At 47.2% G+C, this 25,952-nt stretch carries 25 protein-coding genes; 24 read left to right on the top strand and 1 reads right to left on the bottom strand.

The genetic code is table 11. The features are described from left to right. Positions 1 to 316: 316 nt before the first annotated feature. The 14 genes from BN3279_RS13950 to BN3279_RS14010 all read left to right on the top strand — a co-directional run bounded on the left by BN3279_RS13950 (position 317) and on the right by BN3279_RS14010 (position 15,056). Entirely contained in the window at positions 317 to 790 is a 474-nt protein-coding gene (locus BN3279_RS13950) for a Dps family protein (protein ID WP_059051752.1), read from the top strand. Between the two features lie 17 nt (positions 791 to 807). Next, the gene (locus BN3279_RS23810; protein ID WP_157686457.1) at positions 808 to 981 is read left to right on the top strand and encodes a hypothetical protein; all 174 of its coding nucleotides are present in this window, start codon (positions 808 to 810) and stop codon (positions 979 to 981) included. Between the two features lie 136 nt (positions 982 to 1,117). Then, complete coding sequence (gene sufC / locus BN3279_RS13955; protein ID WP_059051753.1) at positions 1,118 to 1,900, top strand: Fe-S cluster assembly ATPase SufC; 783 nt, start codon at positions 1,118 to 1,120, stop codon at positions 1,898 to 1,900. 19 nt (positions 1,901 to 1,919) lie between these two features. Next, positions 1,920 to 3,221 (top strand): Fe-S cluster assembly protein SufD, encoded by a 1,302-nt coding sequence (gene sufD / locus BN3279_RS13960; RefSeq protein ID WP_059051754.1) that lies wholly within the window; start codon positions 1,920 to 1,922, stop codon positions 3,219 to 3,221. Continuing rightward, positions 3,218 to 4,438 carry a cysteine desulfurase gene (locus tag BN3279_RS13965; protein ID WP_059051755.1) on the top strand — a complete coding sequence of 407 codons (1,221 nt, stop codon included), beginning with the start codon at positions 3,218 to 3,220 and terminating at the stop codon, positions 4,436 to 4,438. The genes sufD and BN3279_RS13965 overlap by 4 nt, the downstream gene beginning before the upstream one ends. Beyond that, positions 4,438 to 4,860: a Fe-S cluster assembly sulfur transfer protein SufU gene (gene sufU, locus BN3279_RS13970; protein WP_059051756.1), complete on the top strand. Its 423-nt coding sequence runs from the start codon at positions 4,438 to 4,440 to the stop codon at positions 4,858 to 4,860. The genes BN3279_RS13965 and sufU overlap by 1 nt, the downstream gene beginning before the upstream one ends. Positions 4,861 to 4,881: 21 nt before the next feature. Next, positions 4,882 to 6,279, top strand: a complete 1,398-nt coding sequence (sufB, locus tag BN3279_RS13975) for a Fe-S cluster assembly protein SufB (protein WP_059051757.1) — start codon at positions 4,882 to 4,884, stop codon at positions 6,277 to 6,279. Between the two features lie 215 nt (positions 6,280 to 6,494). Beyond that, positions 6,495 to 6,851: a DUF898 domain-containing protein gene (locus BN3279_RS13980; protein WP_232436846.1), complete on the top strand. Its 357-nt coding sequence runs from the start codon at positions 6,495 to 6,497 to the stop codon at positions 6,849 to 6,851. 704 nt (positions 6,852 to 7,555) lie between these two features. After that, entirely contained in the window at positions 7,556 to 8,191 is a 636-nt protein-coding gene (locus BN3279_RS13985) for an ABC transporter permease (protein ID WP_232436847.1), read from the top strand. 17 nt (positions 8,192 to 8,208) lie between these two features. Further along, entirely contained in the window at positions 8,209 to 9,081 is an 873-nt protein-coding gene (locus BN3279_RS13990; protein WP_089153471.1) for a carbohydrate ABC transporter permease, read from the top strand. Positions 9,082 to 9,164: 83 nt separating this feature from the next. Further along, positions 9,165 to 10,709: an extracellular solute-binding protein gene (locus BN3279_RS13995; protein ID WP_059051759.1), complete on the top strand. Its 1,545-nt coding sequence runs from the start codon at positions 9,165 to 9,167 to the stop codon at positions 10,707 to 10,709. 34 nt (positions 10,710 to 10,743) lie between these two features. Further along, complete coding sequence (locus BN3279_RS14000; protein WP_059051760.1) at positions 10,744 to 13,107, top strand: helix-turn-helix domain-containing protein; 2,364 nt, start codon at positions 10,744 to 10,746, stop codon at positions 13,105 to 13,107. Continuing rightward, a complete protein-coding gene (locus BN3279_RS14005) occupies positions 13,094 to 14,131 on the top strand; it encodes a sialidase family protein (protein ID WP_082673074.1) in 1,038 nt (345 codons plus the stop codon). The genes BN3279_RS14000 and BN3279_RS14005 overlap by 14 nt, the downstream gene beginning before the upstream one ends. After that, complete coding sequence (locus BN3279_RS14010; protein ID WP_059051762.1) at positions 14,115 to 15,056, top strand: dihydrodipicolinate synthase family protein; 942 nt, start codon at positions 14,115 to 14,117, stop codon at positions 15,054 to 15,056. The genes BN3279_RS14005 and BN3279_RS14010 overlap by 17 nt, the downstream gene beginning before the upstream one ends. An 82-nt stretch (positions 15,057 to 15,138) precedes the next feature. On the opposite strand, the gene BN3279_RS14015 is transcribed toward BN3279_RS14010, so the two are convergent. Next, the gene (locus BN3279_RS14015) at positions 15,139 to 16,185 is read right to left on the bottom strand and encodes an HD-GYP domain-containing protein (protein WP_059051763.1); all 1,047 of its coding nucleotides are present in this window, start codon (positions 16,183 to 16,185) and stop codon (positions 15,139 to 15,141) included. 244 nt (positions 16,186 to 16,429) lie between these two features. Here BN3279_RS14015 and BN3279_RS14020 point away from each other — a divergent pair, with 244 nt between their 5' ends. From BN3279_RS14020 to BN3279_RS14065, 10 genes are all read left to right on the top strand, one after another. Beyond that, a complete protein-coding gene (locus BN3279_RS14020) occupies positions 16,430 to 17,875 on the top strand; it encodes a bifunctional metallophosphatase/5'-nucleotidase (RefSeq protein WP_059051764.1) in 1,446 nt (481 codons plus the stop codon). A 9-nt stretch (positions 17,876 to 17,884) separates the two neighbouring features. Next, a complete protein-coding gene (locus BN3279_RS14025; protein WP_059051765.1) occupies positions 17,885 to 18,712 on the top strand; it encodes an undecaprenyl-diphosphate phosphatase in 828 nt (275 codons plus the stop codon). 83 nt (positions 18,713 to 18,795) lie between these two features. After that, positions 18,796 to 19,893 carry an HD-GYP domain-containing protein gene (locus BN3279_RS14030; protein ID WP_059051766.1) on the top strand — a complete coding sequence of 366 codons (1,098 nt, stop codon included), beginning with the start codon at positions 18,796 to 18,798 and terminating at the stop codon, positions 19,891 to 19,893. Further along, a complete protein-coding gene (gene yfkAB, locus BN3279_RS14035; RefSeq protein ID WP_089153472.1) occupies positions 19,890 to 21,032 on the top strand; it encodes a radical SAM/CxCxxxxC motif protein YfkAB in 1,143 nt (380 codons plus the stop codon). The genes BN3279_RS14030 and yfkAB overlap by 4 nt, the downstream gene beginning before the upstream one ends. Before the next feature lie 16 nt (positions 21,033 to 21,048). After that, positions 21,049 to 22,413 (top strand): hemolysin family protein, encoded by a 1,365-nt coding sequence (locus BN3279_RS14040; RefSeq protein WP_059051767.1) that lies wholly within the window; start codon positions 21,049 to 21,051, stop codon positions 22,411 to 22,413. Positions 22,414 to 22,567: 154 nt separating this feature from the next. After that, complete coding sequence (locus tag BN3279_RS14045) at positions 22,568 to 22,786, top strand: spore coat associated protein CotJA (protein ID WP_059051845.1); 219 nt, start codon at positions 22,568 to 22,570, stop codon at positions 22,784 to 22,786. Positions 22,787 to 22,790: 4 nt separating this feature from the next. Continuing rightward, positions 22,791 to 23,069 carry a spore coat protein CotJB gene (locus BN3279_RS14050; RefSeq protein ID WP_059051768.1) on the top strand — a complete coding sequence of 93 codons (279 nt, stop codon included), beginning with the start codon at positions 22,791 to 22,793 and terminating at the stop codon, positions 23,067 to 23,069. A 52-nt stretch (positions 23,070 to 23,121) separates the two neighbouring features. After that, the gene (locus BN3279_RS14055; RefSeq protein WP_059051769.1) at positions 23,122 to 23,691 is read left to right on the top strand and encodes a manganese catalase family protein; all 570 of its coding nucleotides are present in this window, start codon (positions 23,122 to 23,124) and stop codon (positions 23,689 to 23,691) included. A gap of 374 nt (positions 23,692 to 24,065) precedes the next feature. Further along, on the top strand, positions 24,066 to 25,028 hold the full coding sequence (locus tag BN3279_RS14060; RefSeq protein WP_392396871.1) for an ABC transporter permease: 963 nt from the start codon (positions 24,066 to 24,068) through the stop codon (positions 25,026 to 25,028). An 18-nt stretch (positions 25,029 to 25,046) separates the two neighbouring features. Beyond that, positions 25,047 to 25,937 carry a carbohydrate ABC transporter permease gene (locus BN3279_RS14065; protein ID WP_059051770.1) on the top strand — a complete coding sequence of 297 codons (891 nt, stop codon included), beginning with the start codon at positions 25,047 to 25,049 and terminating at the stop codon, positions 25,935 to 25,937. Positions 25,938 to 25,952: the final 15 nt, after the last annotated feature.

Consider the following 25,952-nt stretch of genomic DNA (forward strand, 5'->3'; position numbering starts at 1 on the left):
TTGAACATATCCTTAAGCTAAAAATTAAATTAGTCACAAAAAATACCCAATTAATAATAGCACCGCTAGCGAAACAATCATAGTCCAAATTCTGAGAATTTCTGCAAATTTACTGAAAATTTGAATTGTATTCATGTGATTAGGGCGTTTTAGGCCTGTTCACGCTTTGTTCGCAAAGAATGAGCAAAGCTTGTTTCGCAAATACTGAACAAGGGTAAGTATGGAGTATGCACGTCAGGGCTTTTGAGATCATTCCTCAAGTCTTCTGGTTTGAGGATTGAATACACTAAATTTTTATAGAAAGCAGGGACTAGGCATGGCTAAATCAGATGCAAAATCAACAGGGAAAACAAACAAATCCGGTCTTGAACCATTGATGAATGAGCAGGTTGCTAACTTGAACGTACTTTATGTGAAATTGCACAGCTACCATTGGTATGTGAAGGGTAACAACTTCTTCAGACTTCATCTTAAATTTGAAGAACTATATAATGAAGTATCTGAGCAGATGGATGCGATTGCTGAACGGATGCTTACATTAAAATGGAATCCGGCAGCAACGTTGAAGGAATACTTGGAATTAGCTACTATTCAGGAGGCTTCTGGCAAGGAGGAGCCGCAAGCGATGGTACAGCATTTGCTGGAGGACCTCGCTACCTTATGCGAATCCTACCGTGAAGGGATTGAGCAGGCCGGGAAAGCAGGCGATGATGCCACCGCAGATCTGCTTACCGGTTATGTCGGTAGTCTGGAGAAGCATATGTGGATGCTTCGGGCTTACTTGGGCTAACAAGGGGAGTGGCGTTAATGCCAGGCCGGAGGGTCACCAAGCATGTCGCCGCGGAGAAGGGCTTGGCCATAGTGATGGCTGAGTCCTTCTATGTGTTTGAGCCATTGTTAGGCCTATGGAATGTGTCTGTGATAAAGGGCACAATGCAAGCGGATATCAGCGGACATACGTTGCTTATGCCAAAAAAGTAGGATAAAATGAAGTGAGAATCAGTGAGAATCAGCGATAATCATTCTAAACTGATAATTATTATGGTACAATGGCAAGAACAAGGGCAGCGCCCTTGATCAAATAACGTTAATTATTGTTAATGGAAGGAGTAGGCTTATGGCGACGCATTTTGTGGTTGAGGGGCTTAAGGCAACAATTGAGGACAAGGAAATCCTGAAGGGGATTGACATTGAAATAAAAGGCGGCGAAATTCATGCCATCATGGGACCTAACGGTACCGGTAAGAGTACGCTTGCTTCTGCATTGATGGGACATCCCAAATATGAGGTTACGGACGGCAAAGCCTTGTTGAATGGCGAAGACGTTCTGGAGATGGCTGTGGACGAGCGGGCTCGTGCCGGCTTATTCCTGGCTATGCAATATCCAAGTGAGATTGCAGGGGTTACGAACTCTGACTTCCTGCGCAGTGCAATCAACGCGCGCCGTGAAGAAGGCAACGAGATTTCCCTGATTAAGTTTATTCGTCAAATGGAAGGTCAAATGAAGGCCTTGGAGATGAATCCTGAGTTCGCTCACCGTTATTTGAATGAAGGGTTCTCCGGCGGGGAGAAGAAGCGGAACGAGATTTTGCAAATGATGCTGCTTGACCCTAAGATCGTTATTTTGGATGAGATTGATTCCGGTCTGGATATTGATGCTCTGAGAATCGTAGCCAACGGTGTTAATTCCATGCGGAGCGAGGATCGCGGCTTCCTGATTATTACCCACTATCAACGTCTGTTAAATTACGTGAAGCCTGACTTCGTCCATGTGATGATGCAAGGACGTATCGTTAAATCCGGAGGCCCTGAGCTGGCTGAACGTCTGGAGCAGGATGGTTATGACTGGATTAAGGAAGAGCTTGGTATTGTGGACGAAACGGTCGGTCAAGAAGCCTAGACGGAAGGAGGAATAAAGAATGACGACACAAACCGTTCTTCCGGTAGAAGCGGAACAATTGAAGCAAATCTCCCAGAAGCAGGGTGAACCTGTATGGCTGACGGAGAGCCGTACGAAGGCTTTACGACTGGCTGAAGGACTGGATTTGCCCAAACTGGAAAAGACGCGGCTGGACCGCTGGAATCTGAGTAACTTTGGTGACTTCGGCGCAGCACGTAGTGAGGCGCTGCAACAGCTTCCTGACAGCGTACATTCACTGGTGGATCTGACGGAACAGAGTAACCTGCTGGTACAACGTAATGCTGGCACGGTATTTGCTCGGGTGACTCCGGAATTGGCTGCCCAAGGCGTGATTTTCACTGATCTCGAGACAGCTACTCGTGAGCATGGCGAACTGGTACAGAAATATCTTCATACAATCATCAAGCCGGATGAGCATCGCTTGTCTGCCTTGCATGCAGCTCTGTGGAGCGGCGGGGTGTTCCTCTATGTTCCCAAGAATGTCGTAATTGATACGCCGCTGCAAAGCATCTTCCTGCTCGACGAAGCGGATTCGGTGTTTGCGCCGCATGTGCTTATTGTTGCAGAAGAGAATAGCCAAGTAACCTATGTAGATAACTATATTTCGGTGAACTTGAGCGAGAGCATTGTGCATAACGGAGCTTCCGAGGTATACATCAAGCAAGGAGCGAAGGTACAATTCGCGAGCGTACACCATTTGGGCGAACAGGCGACCGATTTGACTTATCGCCGGGCTGTTGTGGAGAACGACGGAAGTATTGAATGGATTGTTGGTGAGATGAATGGCGGCGACTCGGCCAGCGAAACGCTGTCGATCCTGAAGGGGAACGGCTCGACTTCGGATGCCAAAGTAATTGCTGTTGGTTCTGGTTCGCAGCGGTTGAATTATACAACCAAGGCAGTCCACTTCGGTAAGAGCTCCAGCAGTCAGATGATTACCCGGGCTGTGATGCGTGAAGGAGCAACCGCTATTATCAACGGAATCACGAAGATCGAGAAGGGTGCCACCAAGGCGGATGGACAACAGACGGAGAAGGTATTGATGCTGAGTCCGAAGGCGCGTGGGGATGCCAACCCGATTCTGCTTATTGATGAGGATGATGTAACGGCAGGTCATGCGGCATCTGTCGGACAGGTGAATCCAGAGCAAATCTACTATCTGATGTCCCGTGGTATTTCGCGTGCGAACGCCGAACGCTTGATTATATACGGCTTCCTCGCACCGGTCGTCTCGGATATTCCGCTGGAGCCACTGCAAAAGCAATTGCAAGGTCTGGTGGAAAGGAAGCTGGGACAATGAGTATCGATGCTGGGGAACTTAAACGGCAGTTTCCAATTTTGCAGCAGGAGATCAGCGGCCATCCACTAGTATATTTGGACAGCGCGGCTACTTCTCAGAAGCCCATTCAGGTTCTTGAGGCACTGAAGCATTATTACGAATGGGACAATGCGAACGTTCACCGCGGTGTGCATACGCTTGGAAGCCGGGCTACAGATGCTTATGAGGGCGCCCGGGACAAAGTGGCCCGGTTCATCGGCGCAGCTCACCGGGAGGAAGTTATTTTTACCCGGGGCACGACTACAGCCTTGAACCTAGTAGCTTCTTCTTATGGAGGAGATACTATAGGTGAAGGCGACGAAATCGTCATTACACCGATGGAGCATCATAGTAACCTGATTCCTTGGCAGCAACTGGCCTTGAAGAAGAAGGCTGTCTTGAAATATATTCCGCTTCAGCCGGACGGTCATATTGATTTGGCTGATGCAGAGAACATCATTACCGATAAGACGAAGATCGTGTCGATCGCCTATGTATCTAATGTGCTTGGCGTTGTGAACCCTATTAAGGAATTAGCGTCCATTGCTCACCGTCATGGTGCTGTAATGGTGGTGGACGGGGCGCAAAGCACGCCGCACATGAAGGTGGATGTGCAGGAGTTAGATGTTGATTTCTATGCTTTCTCCGGCCATAAGATGTGCGCTCCCACGGGGATTGGCGTATTATATGGTAAGAAGCATCTGCTGGAGGCCATGGAGCCGATTGAATACGGCGGGGAAATGATTGATGATGTAGGTCTCTACGAATCCAATTGGAAGGAGCTCCCGTGGAAATTTGAAGGGGGTACGCCGATTATTGCCGGTGCGGTTGGATTGGCAGCGGCCATCGATTTCCTGGAATCGATCGGGCTGGAGAACATTCATCGCCATGAAGCCAAGCTGGCAGCTTATGCGATGAACCGTCTTGCAGAGATCGAGGGATTAACTTTGTATGGGCCGCGTGAACGCGAGGTTGGCTTGCTTACCTTCAATCTTAAGGATATCCATCCCCATGACGTAGCGACTGTGCTTGATGCTTCGGGCATCGCGATTCGGGCAGGGCATCATTGCTGCCAGCCCCTCATGCGCTGGCTTGAAGCAAGCGCGACGGCCAGAGCCAGCTTGTATCTGTACAATACGGAACAGGACATTGACCGGCTGGCGGAAGCTCTAATCCAAACAAAGGAGTATTTTGGATAATGCAACTGGACGATTTGTACCGACGCGTCATTATGGACCACTATAAGAACCCGCGCAACCGGGGGAAGTTTGAGCAAGAAGCTGTAACCGTTGATTTGAATAACCCTACCTGTGGTGATCGGATCTCCTTGCAGCTTATTGTAGAGGACGATATTGTTCGCGATGCTAGGTTTACCGGGGAAGGATGCTCAATCAGTATCTCTTCCGCTTCCATGATGACGGAGGCTGTAAAGGGGCGTAGCTTCGCAGATGCCCTGGATCTGGCCGGAAGATTCTCCAAGCTCATGATGGGGGAATCCGTGGAATTTGACGATTATGAAGACATTGAGGCTTTATCTGGCGTTAATAAATTTCCTGCTCGTATCAAATGCGCGACCTTAGCCTGGAATGCGCTGAAGAAGGGCATACAGGCAGAATCATAAACCCTAAGGAGGTAGCCGAACATGGCCAAGAAAGCACCGGAACTGGAAGAGTACAAATATGGCTTTCGCGATGAGCACAAATCCATATTTCAGTCGGGCAAAGGCTTGACCCGCGAAATCGTTACGGAAATCTCACGGATTAAGAATGAACCGGAGTGGATGTTGAACTTCCGTCTGAAATCGCTGGAGCAATTTGAGAAGATGCCGACTCCTCAATGGGGCGGAGATTTAAACGGATTGGATTTTGACGATATTCAATACTATGTTAGACCTTCCGAGAAGCAAGGGAAGACTTGGGAAGAGGTTCCTACAGAGATTAAGGAAACCTTCGACAAATTGGGGATTCCCGAAGCGGAGCAAAAGTTCCTGGCCGGGGTGTCTGCTCAATACGAATCCGAGGTTGTATACCATAGCATGCAGAAGGATCTGGAAGATCAAGGTGTTATCTTCATGGATACCGATTCAGCGTTACGGGAATATCCGGAATTGTTCAAAGAATATTTCGGTACGGTTGTGCCGCCGGCGGATAATAAGTTTGCCGCTTTGAACAGTGCGGTCTGGTCTGGAGGTAGCTTCATCTACGTGCCGAAGGGCGTTAAATGTGAGGTTCCGCTGCAAGCCTACTTCCGGATTAACTCGGAGAACATGGGGCAGTTTGAACGGACATTGATTATTGCTGATGAAGGCAGCTTTGTACACTATACAGAGGGTTGTACGGCTCCAGTCTACAGCACTAACTCCCTGCATAGCGCCGTTGTAGAAATCCTTGTGAAGAAGGATGCTCGCGTTCGCTATACGACGATTCAGAACTGGGCTCCTAATATCTACAACCTGGTAACCAAACGGGCGGTAGCGGAAGAGAATGCCAATATGGAATGGGTTGACGGGAACATCGGCTCCAAGCTGACGATGAAGTACCCGGCAGTTATCCTGAAGGGACGCGGGGCCAAAGGCAGCGTGTTGTCGATTGCCGTAGCTGGTAAGGGTCAACTCCAGGATGCAGGTGCGAAAATGATTCACCTGGCACCAGATACGACATCGACCATCGTCTCCAAATCCATTTCCAAGCATGGTGGTAAGGTTACGTATCGTGGCCTGGCTTCCTTTGGCCGTCAGGCGGAGGGTGCCAAGTCGAACATCAAGTGTGATACGCTCATTCTGGATAACGAATCAACTTCCGATACAATTCCGTACAATGAGATCATGAATGATAACATTGTGTTGGAGCATGAAGCGACGGTATCTAAGGTATCCGAGGAGCAGCTCTTCTACTTGATGAGCCGCGGGCTTACCGAAGAAGAAGCAACACAAATGATCGTCATGGGCTTTATTGAGCCATTTACCAAAGAACTGCCGATGGAATATGCGGTGGAGATGAATAGATTGATCAAGTTCGAGATGGAAGGATCGATCGGTTAAGCCCGAGAAATCCTGTTGTAGCAAGGTTTTATGCCTTACAGAAAGTGGCGCAAAACGGCTTATGCCGATTTTGTGCCACTTTTTATTTGCTTTATATTCTATTTTCATGAGTCTAATTTACTAATGCCATCCTAAAATATATGTCTAAAGAAGGAGGAATATTGTCCTTTATGTAGAATATTATTCCTTACAACACAAAGAAAAGGATGAAGAACATGAATGTGGCTGTAGAGCCTAAGACAACACAGAACTCGCAGTATGTAGCAAGTGGGCAGTATCCATCGGTATTTGATGGTGGACTTGCGCAGTATATTGGATGGAGCATTCTTGGCTGGCTGGTGACGATCTTTACGCTGGGTATTTGTTACCCATGGAGCCTTGTGATGATTTATCGCTGGAAGATCGAGCATACCGTTATTGAAGGACGGCGCTTAAAGTTTGATGGAACAGCAATTGGTCTGTTTGGGAATTGGATCAAATGGTTGCTTCTATGCATCGTTACCCTCGGTATTTACTCTTTCTGGCTAAACATTAAGTTAGAGCAATGGAAAGTTAAACACACTCATTTTTAAAAAAACAAAAGAACCTGCTAGCCTCTTGATTTAAAGGGGGCTTGCAGGTTCTTTTTTGTATGCGCTCGGCATGCGCGATGCTAGGCGGTGCAAGTCCGCTACAAAGCTGGAAACAAATGGATAAGAAGACGAATGCGGATGTAAATCTGGCAACAATGGAAGAGGTCTCGAACGAAGGTTCAAAACTTGCGAAAGCTTGCCGCCTATCCGATTGTTAATTTTCACAACCCTTGTTATAGATTTATGCCTAAAGCAGAAAAGTGCTTCATATTGAGAAAAATGCCTCATCTCATACTTAGAAGAATGCATCCTGGGACCCCTTATTGCTACTGGCGAAAGCGCTATCTCCGGCTTACAATCCGACATATAGAGGAGGGATAACGATGGCGATGCAGCAAGAGGTAATGATCACCCAACCTATGGGTACACCCATTAAAAAAGGAGGGCGCTGGCGATTAATAAAGAAAAGTAGTTTTTTTTATTTAATGTTCTCCATTCCGTTTTTTTATTTTGTTATCTTTCACTACATCCCGATGTTCGGGATTATTATCGCCTTCAAGGATTACAGTGTATTTGATGGAATATGGGGGAGTGACTGGGTTGGATTTCGGTATTTTTCGGAATTTCTCTCTGATCCTTATTTTTACAAATTAATACGAAACACTTTATTGATAGGCATTTACCAAATTTTATTTGTTTTTCCCATGCCTATTATTTTGGCTCTGTTGCTTAACGAGCTTAAGAACCGCAACTTTCAACGTATTGTTCAGACTGTCAGCTATTTGCCGCATTTTCTATCTACCGTGGTCGTTTGCGGAATTCTAGTCAATTTTCTTTCCTATGACGGTATTATCAATCAGTTGTTGCAAGCAATTGGACTGGAACGTATTCAATTTCTAATGATTCCTGAATGGTTTCGGACCATTTATATCTCTTCTGAAATTTGGCAGGGCATCGGCTGGGGCTCCATTATTTATCTGGCTGCGTTAACAGGGATTGACCCCCAATTGTATGAGGCCGCCACCGTGGACGGAGCTAACCGTTGGAAGCGGGCGCTGCACATTACCTTACCAGGGATTGCTCCTACCATTATCATTATGTTTTTGTTCAGTATTGGCGCCCTGATGTCAGTCTCTTTCGAGAAAGTGCTGCTACTCTCCAACGGATCAAACTTTGAGACCTCCGATATTATCGCAACTTATGTATATCGGCGTGGCTTAATATCAAGCGATTTCAGCTACGCAACGGCAGTGGGATTATTTAACTCATTCATTGCCTTGTTCTTCCTGACGATAGGCAACAAAATCAGCAAGAAAGTGAGTGAAACGAGCTTATGGTAAAGAGGCAGGGGTATGGCTTGAAAAAAGGTATGGGCAGCTACATTTTTGATACCAGCAATATTCTGCTTATGCTTCTTCTTGTATTCGCTACGTTTTACCCGCTTTATTACGTGCTGGTAGTATCATTAAGCGATGGTCATGCTGTTATGCGGGGAGAGGTGGCTTTCTGGCCTAAAGGATTTACACTGAGCACCTACCAGCTCATATTTGATGATCAGTCCATCTGGCGCTCTTATGCCAATACTGTGCTGTACACCGTGGTGGGTACTGCCATTAATGTTGTTTGCACCGCGATGTGTGCTTATCCTTTATCCAAGAAAGAGTTTTATGGTCGAGGGTTCTTCACACTTATGATTGTGCTTACTATGTTCTTTAGCGGGGGACTGATCCCTTCCTACCTCCTGGTTCAAAAATTGCATATGTTGAACACCATGTGGGCGTTGGTGATCCCCGGAGCAATCAGTGTATGGAATATGGTAATAATGCGAACGTTCTTTCAGTCCATACCTAATGAACTCTATGAGTCAGCTTATATAGACGGGTCCAATGAATTGATTTCGTTTTTGAAAATTACCGTTCCACTTTCCAAGCCTATCATGGCTACGATGTCGTTGTTTTACGCCGTCGGACATTGGAATAGCTTCTTCTCAGCTATGATTTATCTGGATGAGAAGAGTAAGTTCCCGCTTCAAATTATTTTGCGCAACATGGTCGTCATGGGCGAAATGTCCAATCAGACACAGGAATTAGGAGGCATTTATGCGGGAGTAACAGCAACTAATATTAAGTATGCGGTCATCATTATTGCCGTGTTACCGATTGTTATGGTGTATCCATTTATCCAGAAATACTTCGTGAAGGGTATGATGATTGGATCGCTCAAAGGATAGGATAAGTGCTGATTCCTAGCAGGCATGATGATTTCAACTAGGTTTTTGTATACTATTAACTTAAAATAGGGAGAGGTTATTTTATGAAGCGCAAAATGATATGGCTGACCAATTTACTACTATGCCTTACATTGTTACTCAGTGCTTGTGGGTCCGGAGGGAATGCAAGCAACGATAAGACCTCGAACAACAACGGAGATAACACCCAAAATGCTCCGGTTGAGATTCGCTGGACGAGAGGAGAAAATCCTGCTCAAGCCATTAAAGAAAATACACCTGTCATTAAAGAAATTCTCAATAAAACGAATGTCAAAATCAATTTGGAGCCTGTTCCCGGGAGCAATTATGGAGATAAAAAACGGGTTCTGTTAGCTAGTAACAATATTCCCGATGTCATCGGAATCGAGGCTGGCGATGCTGCAGAGTTTGCAGATACAGGTATGTTCCTAACGATCTCCGACTACCTGGATCAAATGCCTAATTTTCAGAAAGTGATGGAGACACATCCGGAAATCAGCAAGCTCTTTGTGAATGGGAAGTTGTACTCATTGCCTATTACGGAGAAATTTAAGATACAGGGCGGGAAGGCCCCGATGATTCGAACAGATATTTTGGAAGAACTACAATTGGACTACCCTACCAGCTTTGATGAACTATATACCGTATTAAAAGCCATGAAAGAAGCATACCCGGACTCATATCCTTTCAGTACCCGAGGTTTATCGTTTATGGACGCCTTCTCGTTAGGCATGGGCAGCGGTTACGGTATGACTTATGATGATGAGCAGAATCGTTATTTTTATGGGCAAAACAAACCGGAGTTCAAAGAGGTGCTAACTTACTTAAACAAGCTATATAACGAGAAATTGCTGGACCCGGACTTTGCCGTGAACACGAAGCAAAACTGGGATGAGAAGCTGAGTACAGGAAGGTCCTTCTTCTACTACGACAACAACTCCTTTGCCGTTAATTACAATTCGACATTGCAGCAAAATGATCCCGAGGCAAAGTTTGATAGAATACCGTATTTGAATAATTCCATGGGAGAAGCAAAGGGCTGGCTGTATCCCAAAGGTTGGTTAGTCGATAACTACGCAATTAGCTCCAAGACCAAAAATCCGGAAGCCATTATCGCGATGTTTGACTGGATGTATGGGGAAGAGGGTTCGATGGTGACCAATTACGGGGTCGAGACCGAAACGTTTGAAATTAAGGACGGTCAGCCTCAAATGCTCCCATCAGTAATCGAGAAATACAAAACTTCATCCGACCCGGCTCGTGTGATGATGTCCGAGCTTGGAACGGGGTTACTCGCGCTTGCTGTACATGTGGATGAAAGTCCGGTCAAGCAGCTTTCCGATCCCGATCTGGTTCGTTGGGGAGAAGAACTGACCTCTGACCCGGGAGCTTATTTTGTACCAGGGCTAGCCCCATCCTTCACGGAGGAGGAGTCGGACAAGTTGAAGCAATATACCACCAAGACCTCTCCCTTGGAAGAGGATGTGGTTAAATTTATTATCGGCACGAAGCCGCTTAGTGATTTCGATCAATGGGCCAGCCAGCTAACGGCAGCCGGAGCCGATAAAATTGAAGCTATCTATAATGATGCTATGAAGCGGGTTCAATAGAGTAAGCGATGTACTTATCCAGAGGAGGAGAACAATGAATAAACTTATGGACAGTGTAAGGGTAAATAAGTTGTTCGTTAAAATATTGTTCTCTTTCTTGTCTTTCTTAATTCCCTTGTTGCTGCTGGGTACATTAACTTATACCAATTTCGTTACGGATCGTAAGGAGGAGTATGCGCAGAAACTCCATCTGGATATGTTATCATCTACCCAAAATGTAGAGGACTATTGGCGGAAGGTATATGAAACTAGTACAGTCTTCTTCAGTGACCCAGTGGTTATTCGTCTTATGAAACCTAAGCAGGATTGGAGTTTGCAAGAAATAGCTGACCTTAACTTATTGCAAGTCAGCATGAGCCGAGCAAAGTTTAACATTAACTCCTTTGTTGATGGCTTCTTTGCTTATGTAGATAACGAGTATGTATTTACGGACAGTGGAATTAATGAGTATGACTATTTTTTCAATAAATTCTATCGCTATCATTCCTATGATTCCGAATTTTGGAGTAACCGGTTTGAAACAGTTCGCTATATGGAGGTCATGAAGCCAACGAGAGTAGGAACCTCATTTGATTCGAAGGAAGTGATCACTTTCCTCACGGCTAGTCAGATTGGGGACAACAAGCCAGTGCTAGGGGTTACGGTGAGCGTTGATAAGATCTGGAAGCTCTTCGATCCCATACTCAAGCCGGGAGTCAACCGAATGATTGTTGCAGATAGGAACCAACAGATGGTCATGAGCTCGGATCAGGCCTTCGCGAACGAAACGGCTCTGCGCACGATTGGTTCGACATTCTCTACTAACGAAAGCAAGGATATCGAGGTTCAAATTAACGGTGAACAATTTATTGTCAATCAAGTTAACAATGAACTCATCGGATGGTCCTTCTATACGCTTACCCCTGTTGAAGAGTTCAATAGACAGGCCTCGGGGATTTATAACTTCATTGTTACACTATGCATCGTTCTTTGTTTTGTAAGCCTGGTGTTTGCTTGCTTATTCTCCTATCGCATTTACACTCCCATTCGGCGGATTGGTGAAGTGCTGGAGAATTCCTCGACGGAATGGAATGGAGACAACGATGTAGCAACCCGTTATTCACATGATTTGCAACATATCGGCGCTGGGATTCAGCGAATCCTGTTTCACCAGTCACAATTTCAAGGGCAAATGGAATTGCTGGCTCAAGAGTATGTGGATTACGTGCTGTTCCAATTAATGAAGGGCCATTCCCTGAGCGATGATCAAACTGAGAATTTGCAGCGTATCTTGAGAACCCGGTTGGATTTTCAAGAGGATGGGTTCCTCTGCTGTACGATCAGTTTGAAATTCAAAAATCGGTTTTGGACAGACATCCAGGACGTTGAACGGATTATTATTGAAAGCAAGATGAAAAATCTATTCTATGGCTTGATGAGGGAGAAGGCCAATCTTTATACGTTGGAAACGGGAAAGTCGCAGTATACCCTGATCTTTAACGTAAGCCTTACAGCTACATCTGAAACGGTGAAAGGTGGCATGCAGGAGCTTGCCGATTTATTCAGTAGCGATACCCAATTCTGTCAACTTCACATCGCGATTGGAGATATTTGCGAGGGTGTAGATGGCATCTCCAAGTCCTACAGAAATAGTATCTCTGCCTTGCATCAAATAACAGGGAATCCTGATTTTAAAATCGTAGAATTTACACAGGGAAGTTCCTCCCAAGCGCCTATCATATACACCTATTCGGATGAGAATAAGCTGTTGCAGTTGCTCCGCTTTGGCAATAAGGAAGATGTTGAGCAATGGGTGGAAGAACTGCTGCGAAGCAATAAAGATGCTTTGTATTCCCTTGATATCTTGTACACGAAATTATTTGAGACAGGCAGACGGTTTCTTGTCGAAAGAAGTATTGATCCGGAAAAAGTGCTCAGAGCAGAAGACAAACAATATCTTCTCCAAAGTCAACCCATGATTTCTAAAGAAGATACGCGACAACAAATCCTGCTCAATTTCTTCTTTGATACGATGGATCAAATTAAATTGGAACATTCATCTCCGCGATCTGCGGAGTTGGCATCAACAATTAAACAGTATGTAGAAAATAATTATATGAACGATTTGCATCTGGAGAAGATCTCGGAGGAAATGGGTGTGACCGTGAAGTACATTTCCCGGTTATTCAAAGAAACCTACGACTTCAACATTACGGGATTCATTAGTGAATTACGCGTAAATAAGGCCAAAGAATTATTAGAAACCACAAATTTACCGGTATCCACGATATCAGCTCAGGTCGGGATTTTTGATCGAACTACATTCTTGCGTACATTCAAAAAGCTTGAGGGTGTTTCCCCTAATGAGTACCGAAAACAAAATCGGATTGGAAAAGAGGATCACGATGATAAAGACTAATGCCGAAAAACAGTATATTTTTGAAACTGAAAATCAACCGTTTCGCAGTTGCCATGCTTCTACCGTGGGTGTTCTACCAAGTGGGAAGGTTATTGCCGCCTGGTTCGGCGGAACTTATGAGAAAGCAAAGGATGTTGCCATTTGGTTAGCCGTGCGAGATGGCAAGCAATGGTCAGCACCTCGCAAAGTAGCCGACGAGGACGGAATAGCCCATTGGAATCCGGTATTGGATGTTGGTCCTGATGGTGTGAATCTCTTCTATAAGGTTGGACATGAAATTGTGGATTGGCATACCCGTATTATTCGTTCAAAAGATGGCGGGGAAACCTGGTCTGCACCTGTAGAATTAGTGCCCGGGGATATAGGAGGACGTGGGCCTGTACGCAATAAGCCGATTCGACTGGAAGACGGGACTTTGCTGGCTCCGTCTTCCATAGAACGTAGAGATCCTGACCATCCCGGGAAAGAAATATGGGAGGCGTTCGTAGATATTTCCAGAGATGAAGGCAGCACCTGGGGCAAAAGCGCTGCGGTACCGATGCAATTGGAAACTTATGTGGGAGCGGAGAAATGGATCGCAAAAGGATTAATACAGCCTACCTTGTGGAGCACTGGAGGAAATCTGGTTCATATGTTGCTCCGCAGTACGGAAGGTGCCATCTACCGTAGTGATTCCTCAGATGGGGGAGTAACCTGGTCTATGGCTTATCCTACAGTCCTGCCCAACAATAATAGCGGTATTGATCTTGTACGCCTGCACAGCGGACTGCTGGCACTGGTATATAATCCCGTTCAGGGCTACGCGACGGAGACAACCCGAACTCCACTGGTGGTGAGTTTCTCCAAGGATAATGGTGAGTCTTGGGGGGATCAGATTGTGCTAGAAGATAACCCGGGAGAATACTCGTATCCTGCTATTGTTGGCAAGGGCCACGACTTATATATCACATACACATGGAAGAGAGAACGGGTGGCATTTTGGCACATTACTGTGCAGGAAGAGGTAGATGGGAATGTCTCCTAAGTCCATCGTTTCCGGGATATGGCCGACCATGTTGACTCCATTTACCAAAGAGAATGGGATAGATTGGATCAGCCTGGAACGCTTGGTCAATTGGTACATCGATCAAGGTGTACATGGCCTCTTTGCCGTTTGCCAATCCAGCGAGATGTTTCACCTGACGCTGGAGGAGAGAGTTGAAATTGCAGCTTTTGTTAAGGAGAAGTCCTGTGGTCGCGTTCCTGTTATTGCTTCAGGCCATATAGGCGGGGCATTCGATGAGCAAGTGACGGAACTGAATGCTTTGGCTGCTACTGGCATTGATTCACTGGTACTCATCACTAACCGCCTTGCAGACGAGCATGAATCTGAAGAGACTGCACTAAAAAATTTGAAATGTCTATTGCGTGAAATACCTGAAGACATTCCGCTTGGGTTCTATGAATGCCCTTTTCCTTACAAACGTCTTCTAAGCAAGCAAATGCTTGAATTCTGTATTGAGAGCAATCGTTTTCAATTTATCAAGGATACTTGCTGTGATACGGAGATGATTAAGGAACGGCTCGCTCTTCTGGAGGGCACGGGAATCAAGCTGTTTAATGCCAATGCAGCCACACTTCTGGAAAGCTTGCGTGCCGGTGCTGCGGGCTACAGTGGGGTAATGGCTAATTTCCACCCTTCACTGTACGTGCAACTGTGGAACCAATTCAGGGAGAGTGTCGAAGAAGCGGAATTGCGCATAGCCCTTTTGAGTATGGCTTCTCTTATAGAGAAGCAGAATTACCCGGATAATGCAAAATACCATCTGGTCCTTGAGCACATATTTGAGACAGACCGCAGCCGTGTCCTTCCTGAAGGGCGGTTGTCGGACACCAACAGATTAGAGGTTAGACAACTGCGTCACATGACGAGATGGCTTGAGGTATCTACTGGGCAAAGGAATAGGTAACCCTGGGTACGATTCAATTGGAAAATAAAAAGAACCTGCAAGCTGCTCTGAATCAAGCGGCTTGCAGGTTCTTTATGTTTTACTACAAATAGACCTCAGCAATGGAGACTTCCCGTTCCTTGGACAGGTCCACAAACCGGGTGTCGGTCTGGATGAGCGGACGGAAGAAGTCGGTATGATTGGTCATGACGATGGAGCCGGACTCGCCTGAGTTCAGCAGGACTTTCTTGCCGATGAAGTTCGGCAGCAGATGACGGATGAGCGCTTGGGTAGGCTCAGGGCTCAGCTTGCCAAAGCTAAGGCTATTCAGTTCACGAAGCACGGACAACAGCTCCTGCTTGGAACCATAGACCCGGTTGGAGGTCATAGCTGAATAGACATCGGCCACGGCAGCAATCTTGGCATAAGGGTGAATCTCAGGACCTCGCAGGCCATGAGGATAGCCGCTGCCATCCTCCCGTTCATGATGCTGTAGGGCCACCAGGGCCGAGAGTTCGTCGCCCGTCGATTCCATAATAATGTCATGGCCGTAGGTGGCATGAAGCTTAACCTCCTCAAATTCCTCGAGGGTTAGCTTACCTGGCTTGGACAAAATGCTTGCAGGCACTTTGCATTTGCCGATGTCGAGCAGGTAGCCAGCTTTGCCGACCTGATGGGCTTCTTCCTGAGAATAGCCAAGCCAAGCGGCGATATAATAACATAGCATGCCCACCTGCATGGAGTGATTGTATGTATAGTTATCATCGTCCTCAATAGCAAGCAGCAAAGAGACGACATCCTTCTGGCCTTCTAACTCCGAGAGGAGTGGCTTCATTAGTTCGTCCACTTTGGACTCATTAAATTTGCCGTTAGTTAGCGCTTCCAAAAATATTTCTTCAAACTTGTCTACTCCTTCGTCCAAATAAGCCTTCGCCCGTTGAACCGGATTTGCGATTCGCCCGGAGGATGGGAAATCGACATGGACGGTCTTGGGCTCGATATCTACATAATCGATACCATGCTGTATCAGCTTAGCAATAGCTTCATTCGTCAACTCGGACCCCTTCTGTAGGACAAAGACGCCAAAATGATTAAATACATCGTGTTGTAGAAGGTCGCCGGGACTGAGTTCCATAATATGTACTTTCACGGGCGATGACACCTCATACTCTTCAGTTTTATTTTTATAATAGCAGGGAATAAATGGGTTGACAATGAGGAATATGGGCCGATGGTCATTGTGTAGTGCGGAGGGTCCGGTGCTTATGGCGTGGGTGCCTGTCGGCAAGATGGATTATAGCGAGACAATGATGAATTCAAAGGTATATAATACTCATTGAACTCTAAAATTTGAAACAGGCCGGACAGACCGAAAGGCAAGGAGGCAATTCACGATGCCGGAGACGAACCCGGAAACGTTAACGATATTGTATACCAATGATATTCATAGCCACTTTGAAACGATGGGGCCCATCGCGGCAATGGTGGATCAAGCGCGCAGCGATGCGCCTGGCGAGGTGCTCCTGCTTGATATTGGCGACCATATGGATCGGGCAGCCGTCGAAACGGAAGGCACGATGGGCAAGGCCAACGTGGAGGTTATCAATCTGATGGGATATGATGCGATCACGATTGGCAACAATGAAGGCCTGACCTTCACGCCAGCGCAAATAAAACAAGCTTATGCTGATCTGCATAGTCCGGTGGTGTGTGGCAATATAGTAGATAGAGAGACAGGCAATTCTCCGGAATGGATGAAGCGCAGTTTAATTTTGAGCAAGGGGGGCATCAAGATTGGTTTGGTGGCGGCCACCGCGGCATTCGCCGAATTTTATGAGCTATTGGGCCTGAATTCCTTAGATCCCTTGAAGACTATTGCTCGTGATGTTCACGAATTGCGTGATCAGGTTGATCTTGTAGTTGTCATGTCCCATTTGGGCCTGCCCATGGATCGAGAGTTGGCTGAGCAAATTTCTGGTATCGACCTTATTATCGGCGGGCATACCCACCATCTGCTGGAGGTTCCCTTGCAGGTCGGAGACACGACTATTACGGCTGCGGGCAAGTTCGGTGCCTATTTAGGCAAGATGATTATTCGCCTGACGGAGGAAGAGGGTGAGGGCCTGGGCTTTGTGATCGAAGGTCAATGTCTCCCTGTCAATATGGATAACAGTGCTGGGCGGATAGACGAAGCTATCGCCCTACAGCAGGCCCGGGCCCGGCAGCGGTTGACTCACGCCGTTGCCATAACAGATCGGGAGCTCCCGCTTGAGTATGCGACTGAATCTCCCTTTGGCAATCTGCTGGCTCAGGCAGTACGCCGTTATACGGGCAGCGATTTCTCGCTGGTGAACAGCGGACAATTGCTCTCCAGCTTGCCGGCTGGAACGATCAGTGAAGGTATGCTGCATGAACGGTGTCCATCCCCCATCAATCCTTGCACGATGAAGCTTTCTGGACGAGACATTTTGTACAGTCTGGAGGAGTCTCTGCTGGAAGATATGGTTAGCAAGGAGATCAAGGGGTATGGATTCCGGGGGAAGGTACTGGGCGGCTTATGTGTGGACGGCCTGGAGGTCATCTATGCCCCGCAGGCGGCGCCTTATCAGCGGATTACTCAGGTTATGCTGAAAGGTGTGCCAATCCAGCCGGAGCAAGCTTATACCGTAGGTACGCTCGATATGTTCTCCTTCGGCATTGGATATGAACGTTTGCAGCATGGTACGGAGAAGCGGTATATGCTGCCGGACTTCCTGCGTGACCTGCTGCGGATAGAACTGCAAATTCCTGAATCGACGGAAACCTGTTTTCAATTGCGGTGGAAAAAAGTAGAATATTAGGAGGGGCCGATGAGTTTTATTGTTGCGATTATATTAGCGATCGTAGAGGGCCTGACAGAATTTATTCCCGTTTCATCAACGGGGCATATGATTTTAACCGCCAAGCTGATGGGGTATAATGACCAGTCCCCGGAAATGAAGACCTTCGAAATTGTCATCCAGCTTGGAGCTATTCTGGCCATGGCGCTGGTGTACCGCGAGCGAATTGCCCATATGCTAGGTCTCAGCAAAAAGATTACGGTAGTGGACCGCCACGCTCCTGCGGGACGGCTGGATCTGTTTCATGTTATTCTGGGTATACTGCCAGCATTGATTGTCGGTTACTTCTTTCGTGATTTCATCAAGAGTCTGTTCAGCTCTCAGACCGTCCTGTGGGCTCTTGTGGCCGGCGGGATATTTATGATTTTTGCTGAATGGTTCTCCAAGCACAAAGCGAATGTTACGGCCCCCGGTATGGATCAGATTACGTACAAGCAAGCCTTGCTGATCGGATTATATCAATGTATCTCCGTATTGTGGCCGGGCTTCTCCCGTTCGGGCTCCACGATTGCAGGAGGCATGCTTAGTGGTGTTAGCTACAAGGCAGCGGCGGATTTCTCATTTTTGATCGCTATTCCTATCATGTGTGCGGTATCCGGTTATGAGATGCTGGATTCTTACCGTTATCTGACCTCTGACACCATAGGATATTTTGTCATTGGCTTTATTGTTGCTTTTATCGTGGCCTATGTTGTTGTACTTGCATTCTTTAAGCTGATTCAGAGAATTCAGCTTCGCCATTTTGCTTATTACCGCTTTGTTCTAGCGGCTGTATTCTGGATTTTCATTATGCGTTAATTCGCCTCACGACATAAGTGATGCTTGGAGAAGACCGTTAATTCCAGAGACATACAATCCCAAACAGAGATGGATGTGGAAGTATGCGGTTAATACCCGTTAGCTCCTTACGAGCCGGGATGAAACTCGGCAAAAAGATTTATAATGAAGATGGAATCATTTTACTGTCGGAAAATGCGGAGCTTAGCGACGCCATCATTCGGCGTTTGCGGAGCCATGGACTGGAATTTATTTATATAGAAGATTCCCGAACGGACGATGTGGTCATTCCGGAAATGATTGCAGAGGAGACCCAGCGTCGCGCGCTCTCGGAGATTCGAACTCATTTTCGCAAATGGGCAGGCCCTGCCGTGAAAGGTGTGGCCTACCCTTATTTAGGTAAAGCCTTCTCCGGGATTGTTGAGTCCATTATCGGTGATCTCAGCGGACGTGATGATGCCATGATTATGCTGATGAGCATGAATAGTATGGATCACTATCTGTATCGTCATTCGCTGAATGTATGCGTGTATACGTTGCTGCTTGGGCAGCTTCATGGTTATAGCAAGGAAGAATTGACGACGCTGGGGCTGGGAGCGCTGCTGCATGACATCGGTAAAACCAAGCTATCGCTGGAGGTATTGAACAAGCCTTCACGCTTGACCGATGAGGAATATAACCTAATTAAGCAGCATCCTGAGCTTGGCTTCAAAATACTGAAGAGCGAGCCCGGGATTCCTCTTGTCTCGGCGCATTGCGCTTATCAACACCATGAGAAGATAGATGGAACAGGCTATCCACGCGGGATAAAGGGAGACGAAATTCATGAGTTCGCCCGCTGGATTGCCATTACGGATGCGTATGACGCGATGACGACACATCGGGTGTATCGCAAGGCCATGCTCCCGCATCAGGCGATCGAAGTGTTGTATGCTGGCTGTGGGGAATGGTACGAGAAGTCGAAGTTGGAGCTCTTCCGCGATCGGGTGGCCATATACCCCCTGGGCATGACCGTCAAGCTTAACACGGGAGAGACTGGCGTCGTCGTCAAGATTCATGGACATACCCCGCAAAGACCCATAGTTCGAGTGTTAGCGGATGCAGGTGGTCAGGATTTGAAGAGTCCTTACGAAATAGATTTATCCGTACAGCTCTCTATTGTAGTGACGGAATTGGACGGAATGGATGGTGAACAAGTATGATAAATAAACATACACAAGATACAATTTTTGCCGATAAAAAAATTAGCCCCAGTTATGATCCGTGGGACCCGATTGTCTCTCTGCGGGAATTCGGCCGTCATGTGCTGACCAGCGTCGAGCTGACGGTAACCAATTTATGCAATATGCGGTGTGAGCATTGCGCCGTGGGGGACAGCCTCGTCATGAAGGAGCCTGAGCAATTACCCTTGCCGCTGATCTTGAAATCGCTGGATCAGGTAGAGCACCTGAAGACGATCAGTATTACGGGAGGAGAGCCAACCTTCCGGCGCAAGACGGTCGAGGAGAAGATAGTCCCGTTGCTCAAATATGCCAAGGAGCGGGGCATACGCTCTCAAATTAACTCTAACCTGACCTTGGACTATGACCGCTACGAACCCTTGCTTCGTTATTTGGACGTCATGCACATCTCGTTCAACTATACGAGTGAGCAAGATTTCCATGAAGTCGGGTTTGCTCGCAGTGGCCATTCAGTTCCTGCGCAAGCGGCGTACAACATGTATAATAAAATGATCGACAATACGCGCAAACTAAGTGAAGCAGGCATGTTTATTTCCGCAGAGTCCATGATTAACTACCGGACCCACCATAAGCTCCCGGAGATTCACAAGCTGATTGTGGAGATGGGCTGCCAGCGACATGAGGTTCATCCCATGTATGCGGCTGATTTCGCGGAGGGCTTGCCGGTCCTGGAACTGAGTGACATGCGAGCTTCGATTCATTCACTGCTGGATGCCCGAGATCCCTCGCTCTGGATGTTGTTTGGAACGCTGCCGTTCTTTGCCTGCAACCCTAACGAGGAGGACCAGGCTCTGCTTCGCCGCTTGCGGCAAGAGCCGAATGTAACGGTGCGCAATGACCCGGATGGGCGAAACCGCGTGAACGTGAACATGTTTACCGGGGATGTGTATGTCACGGACTTTGCCGCTATCCCGGCTTTTGGGAACGTGCAGGATGGGCGCCTGGATGACATTTTTGAGCGTTGGCTGACCCGGCATCCACTGAATCAAACGGTCAATTGCCACTGCGATGCAGCCGCTTGCTGCGGACCTAACTTGCTAGTTGCCGATATGTATTACAAGCAGACGGATTTCAAAAACCGCCGAGCAATCACATTATAGAAAAGAGGCGTTTTTCGTGCCTGTTCCACCCGATGGACATACTGAGATAGAACTTGGCAAGCTGATCTGGAATTTGCTATTGGTTTTTATTCTTGTTTTTTTGAATGGATTTTTTGTCGCTGCGGAATTCTCGCTGGTGAAGGTCCGTCAATCGCGATTGACCCAATTGGTTCGAGAGGGTAACCGAAGAGCTAATTATGCACTTAAGGTTAATCACCGTCTGGATACGTATTTGTCAGCCACCCAGCTTGGCATTACCTTGGCCTCGCTGGGGCTGGGGTGGGTAGGGGAGCCAGCGGTTTCGGAACTGCTAATTGAACCCCTGATGCATAAGGCTGGTGCTACTGACCCTACGCTAATCTCGACAGTATCTGTGGCGGTTGGGTTTGCGATCATTACCTTCTTACATATTGTCATGGGTGAGTTAGCTCCTAAATCATTGGCTATTCAAAAATCGGAGGAGACCTCCCTGTGGCTGTCATGGCCACTCTTGATGTTCTATCGATTGTTCTTGCCTGTAATTTGGCTGCTTAATGCAGCAGCTAACGGGGTATTGCGGCTGGTCGGCATTGAGCCAGTGAATGAAAACGAAGCGGCTCACTCCGAAGAAGAAATTCGCATCCTGATGGATCAAAGCGCAAGAAGCGGAGTGATCGACAAGGATGAAATGAAGCTGATGGACAACTTGTTCGATTTCTCGGATATGCTGGCCAGGGAAGTTATGTTGCCCCGCACGGATATGGATTGCTTATACACCAACCTGAGTTGGGAAGAGAATATGCGAATTGTGGCAGAGACCAAGCATTCCCGGTATCCGGTTGCGGTAGAAGATAAGGACCAGATCATGGGGTTCGTCCATATTACCGATCTGTTGTTGCCTGATCCAGATAAGACGCTGGATTTGGCAGAGATGGTACGTCCTATTCTAAATGTTCCGGAATCCATGGAAGTCAGCCATGTCCTTCGTTTAATGCAGAAGAAGCATGCTCAGTTGACGCTGGTCGTTGATGAATATGGAGGAACAGCGGGGTTGCTGACTGCCGAGGAGATTCTGGAAGAGATCGTGGGAGACTTGCATGATGAATTCGAGGATGAACGCCCGGAGATTGAGAAGTTGACCGAAGGCGTCTTCTCCGTCGATGGCCGCTTGCTGATTGAAGAGGTCAATGAATTGGTCGGTAGCGAGATTGAAGACGAAGAAGTGGACTCCATCGGGGGCTGGTTGTTTAAAGAATTGGAAGGCGCTCCGGTGAAGGGGAAGAGAAAACAACTGGACCGTTATCTGTTCGAAGTGGAGGAAGCGAGCCGCTTGCGGATTACACGGGTGAAGGTGGTCCGTCTGGCTATTGAAGAACCCGATGAAGAGGTTGAGGAAGGATAGGACTGGTCCTACCTTGCTGAAAGAATATGAACGCCGTGTTTCTGTGAAAGCAGGAACACGGCGTTTTTTTGTCTTTTCCGGGAAATGGGTTCATAAACTGGGCATTCGTCATATCTTAGTGATAGGAAATATTCTGTCAAAGGAGGAAATTGGTTTGAGCCAGCCTCAAGAACGCGTGTATTATCCCTTTGTCGGCCCCTTTGATCCATGTCCGCCGATCACGCCGAAAACCTACAGCACCCCTCCGCAGCTATTTATTCATTTTCAACCTATGAACCTGCCGCAGTTCAGTCCGGCCGAAGCCTTAAAGCTAGGTACGTTGTGGCCTGCCTTGTACAGTCCTTATGAATCCAAATGGGGGAAGGGACGGTGACCTCATGACGACGGAGAACCAATACTTGCCGTGTGACGAGCAGTATTATGAGTTGCTGGAAAAGTTGCAGGCCCTTGATTTTGTATTGGTCGAGCTCAACTTGTACCTGGATACGCATCCCGATGATTTGAAGGCGATTGAACAATTCAATCAACTAACGCAGGAGCGGACTCAGCTTGCTAACCATTTTCAACAACTATATGGTCCTTTGCAGAACTTTGGACGTGCTTATTCCAAGTATCCTTGGGAATGGTCACAAAGCCCTTGGCCTTGGCAAGTGTAGGCTTCATCTACAGGCGATTTGCCTGGATGCTAAAGGAGGTTGAACGGACGACATGTGGGTATATGAGAAAAAACTGCAATACCCGGTTCGTGTGGGCAAATGCGACCCGCGAATGGCAAAGCTGCTGATCGAGCAATATGGCGGGGCTGATGGGGAGCTGGCGGCGGCGTTACGTTACATGAATCAACGGTATACGATTCCGGATAAAATCATTGGCCTGCTAACCGATATCTCCACCGAGGAGTTTGCCCACCTCGAGATGATTGCAACGATGGTCTACAAACTGACCAAGGACGCTACCGTGGAACAACTCAAGGAAGCAGGAATGGCTCCTTATTACGTTAATCACGATCATGCGTTGTTCTACGAGAACGCTGGCGGAGTCCCCTTTACGGCAACCTATATTGCGGCAAAAGGCGATCCCATTGCTGATTTGTATGAGGATATTGCCGCGGAAGAAAAGGCGCGGGCTACATACCAGTGGCTAATCGACATGACCGATGACGTGGATATTCAGGATGGCCTGAAATTCCTGCGTGAGCGTGAAGTTGTGCACAGCTTGCGGTTCCGTGAAGCGGTGGAGATTTTGAAGGATGAGCAAGGGAAGAAGACAGTGTTCTAGTTTGTCTTTGTCTAACGGAGAAAAGCCAATGCAGCAGGTTAGGGGGAATCCCGCTACTTGCTGCTTTTTGTTTGCTATATAAGTTGAACTAAAGAAAAGGCATAACAAGCAAGCGAGAAAAATGATTCTGAAGAAGCGGAGCGTTCGCAACTTATATAGTTTTAATAGATAGGAGCTGGTAGTATACTATTTTCTGGACGAGCTGTATTCCTTACACCTGCCTATCTTATTTCTGGTAATCCGAAAAAAGAACCCCCTAATACGAAATCCTGCACGTTTCTTTGATTCTATGCACCAAGTACAATAGAAGCGTGACAGGTGAAAGTGCTTTCAAAAGCAGAAACTAGCTAACCTGGAGGTCAGAGGGGATGGACATGAGGCAGTCAATGCAGCCCGCAGCCACATTAAAGACAGATAAGCCGCAGGAGCCAAGGCGGAAATGGCTGAAGAAGCTTTACACGCAGCGGCATATCCAGATTATGGCTTTACTTGGCATCGCATGGATGATTATATTCAACTATATTCCCATGTACGGTGTCATTATCGCGTTTAAGGACTATGACATTATTCGAACGATTTCGGAGGCTCCTTGGGCTGGATTGGAGCATTTCAGAGAGTTTATGTCGGACGAGAATTTTGGTTACGTGATGAGGAACACCTTGGGTATCAGCTTGCTCAAGCTGCTAATGTTCCCACTACCTATTGTATTTGCACTTTTCTTAAACGAAATTCGTTCATTACGATTCAAGAAAGCGATTCAGACGATTTCATACCTGCCTCATTTCCTGTCCTGGGTTGTACTCGGAGGGATCTTGGCAACCTGGCTATCTGAGACAGGAATTATTAACGATATATTTATGGCCTTAAAGCTTGTCGATCAGCCGATCGCTTATCTGGCGGAGCCTAAATATTTCTGGACCATCGTCATTACTTCGGATGTATGGAAGGAGCTTGGCTGGTCTGCCATTATCTATCTTGCAGCGATAACCAGCATTTCTCCGGAAATGTACGAAGCAGCAACGATTGACGGTGCGGGCCGCTTTCAGCAGATGTGGTACGTTACGCTGCCATCGATCAAAGCGACGATTAGCATCCTGTTCATTTTAGCAGTCAGTGGTGTACTGAACTCCAATTTCGATCAGATTCTCGTATTGCGGAACGCGCTTAACGATAGCGCAAGTAATGTAATTGATTACTACGTGTACTATACAGGGATTTCCTCGGGCCGTTACTCGTATTCTGCGGCAATCGGATTGTTCAAATCCGTCATTGCGCTTACGTTGCTGCTGATTGCGAACCAAGTATCCAAAAAACTCAACGATACGTCGTTGTTTTAGGCCAAGGAGGACCTGCATATGTTTCTAACCAACCGTAGAACGAAAGGCGAGGTCGCCTTCGACTTTCTAAATAATTTCGGAATGCTCCTGATTTGCTTCGTCACCTTGTATCCGATTTGGTACGTGCTTATCAATTCTTTTAATGATGGTCAGGATGCCATGCTGGGCGGCATCTACTGGTGGCCTAGAGTATTCAGTCTGGAGAATTTCGAAGCCGTCTTCAACAACCCGGGGATTATGACTGCCATGTGGCTGACGGTGGCCAAGACCCTGCTTGGGGTAGTGGCACACGTATTCTTTACAGCGATGGTCGCCTATGCCTTCTCCCGCAAGGAGCTAATCGGTGGCAAGTTCTATATCCTGATGGGTACCATCACCATGATTTTCTCCGGCGGTCTCATTCCAACGTATCTGTTGATTCGGGATTTGCATTTGCTGGATACCTTTTTGGTTTATATCATTCCTGTGTTATTCAGCTTCTTTGACTTAATCATCTTCATGACCTTCTTCCGGGAAATCCCGGATGGTCTGGAAGAGGCGGGGCGAATTGACGGGGCAAGCGATTGGACGATTTTCTTGCGAATTGTGCTACCGGTATCCATGCCGGTGCTGGCCACCATTGCTTTGTTCCATGGGGTATATCAATGGAATGACTATTTCGCAGGAATCATCTTCGTCAATCAGGAATCACTACAGCCCGTTCAGACCTTTCTCTACCGGGTTGTGGCTCAGTCAAGCTCCAATATCATGACGACAGCCTTGCAGGGAAGCGCAGTGACCAAGACCGTCACTTCGCAGTCTGTGAAGCTGGCCACGATGGTCGTCACTACACTTCCCATTGTATTTGCTTATCCGTTCCTGCAACGGTATTTCGTCAAGGGGATGATGATTGGCTCGATCAAGGGCTAATCCAGCCAGTCAAGT

Source organism: Paenibacillus senegalimassiliensis, assembly GCF_001486585.1.
GTDB lineage: Bacteria > Bacillota > Bacilli > Paenibacillales > Paenibacillaceae > Fontibacillus > Fontibacillus senegalimassiliensis.